Annotated in this window: 2 protein-coding genes and 1 pseudogene; 2 read left to right on the forward strand and 1 reads right to left on the reverse strand. The window is 66.4% G+C overall.

The features are described from left to right. Positions 1-406: cobalamin biosynthesis protein (locus MOV75_RS38835; protein ID WP_247008127.1), on the reverse strand; the 406-nt coding region annotated here is incomplete at its 3' end. A gap of 121 nt (positions 407-527) precedes the next feature. Here MOV75_RS38835 and cobU point away from each other — a divergent pair. Both cobU and MOV75_RS42810 read left to right on the forward strand, forming a co-directional pair. Then, positions 528-1,031, forward strand: a complete 504-nt coding sequence (gene cobU, locus MOV75_RS38840) for a bifunctional adenosylcobinamide kinase/adenosylcobinamide-phosphate guanylyltransferase (protein WP_246932443.1) — start codon at positions 528-530, stop codon at positions 1,029-1,031. Continuing rightward, positions 1,028-1,192, forward strand: a pseudogene (locus MOV75_RS42810) (adenosylcobinamide-GDP ribazoletransferase); the annotation flags it as partial. The gene cobU and the pseudogene MOV75_RS42810, both read left to right, overlap by 4 nt.

The raw sequence follows: 1,192 nt of genomic DNA on the forward strand, positions 1-1,192 counted from the left end.
CGGGATCGCGGCCGACGATGCGCGAGACCGCCTCGCGCGCAGCGGCGATGTCGCCAGCCATCAGAGGATGCGCGACGGCGGCGACGTGATCATGCAGCGAGCGCGAAGCGACCAAGGGCCAGGCCAGGATGCCGATCAGCACGATCTGGATCCAGCCCGTGGGAAGCAAGACCTGAAGCACCCAGCCGACCGCAACCGAGATCGCGATCACCACGAGCGCTCCAGCAACGCCCGCGGCACGACGGAGCGCTGGTGGATCGCAATCGCGATTCCAGCCGGTATCGACAGCACCGATCAGCCGCCCCAGCCAGGTCACGGGATGCCCGATCCGTGCGAACAGCCACGACGGCCAGCCCAAGAGGGCATCCACCGCCATCGCCACCACCATCGCGCCCGCAAAGCCCACACCTGCCTCCTGTCCCGCCCCTGTTGCGCAAAGCGAGGCGCGAGCGCAAGCCCCCAGCCGCCTGATTTCGGCTTTGTCTTTGGGCGCGTTTGGTGATTAGTCAGGCCCACGGGAGACTTTCATGGCCGTCATCTTGATCACGGGTGGAGCGCGATCGGGCAAGAGCAAGCGTGCGGAAATGCGCACGCGCGCCTTTCCCGGACAGCCCGTCTATGTCGCGACGGCTGAGGCGCTCGACACTGAGATGGAGGCGCGTATCGCCAAGCATCGCGCGCGGCGCGGAACCGACTGGATCGAGCGCGAGGTGCCGCTCGATCTCGTCGACGTCCTGGTCGCAACCGACGGCGGCGGCGCAAGGCTGGTGGATTGCCTGACGCTGTGGCTCTCCAACCTGATGCACGAGCAGCGTGATTGGGAACGCGAGGTGGGCGCGCTCGCCGGCAAATTGCCCCATCTGAAGAGTCCCGTCGTTTTCGTCACCAACGAAGTCGGCCTCGGCATCGTGCCCGACAACGCGCTGGCTCGCAGCTTTCGTGACGCCGCCGGGATCATGAACCAGACGATCGCCGCCGTTGCCGATGAGGTTGAGTTCGTCGTTGCCGGCCTGCCGATGAAGCTGAAATGATGCCGCGTACCGAGCTTCTCAAAGACATCATTGCCGATCTCAGGATGGCGGCATCGTTCGTGACGATCCTCCCTGTGGCATCGTCGAAGCCTGCGGGCGACGGCGCCGTTGCCCGGGCGACGTGGGCCCTCCCCGTCGCGGGGTTGCTGGTCGGCCTTGCC

Origin of the sequence: Bradyrhizobium sp. PRIMUS42 (assembly GCF_023006515.1) — a bacterium.
In the GTDB taxonomy this organism is placed as follows: domain Bacteria; phylum Pseudomonadota; class Alphaproteobacteria; order Rhizobiales; family Xanthobacteraceae; genus Bradyrhizobium.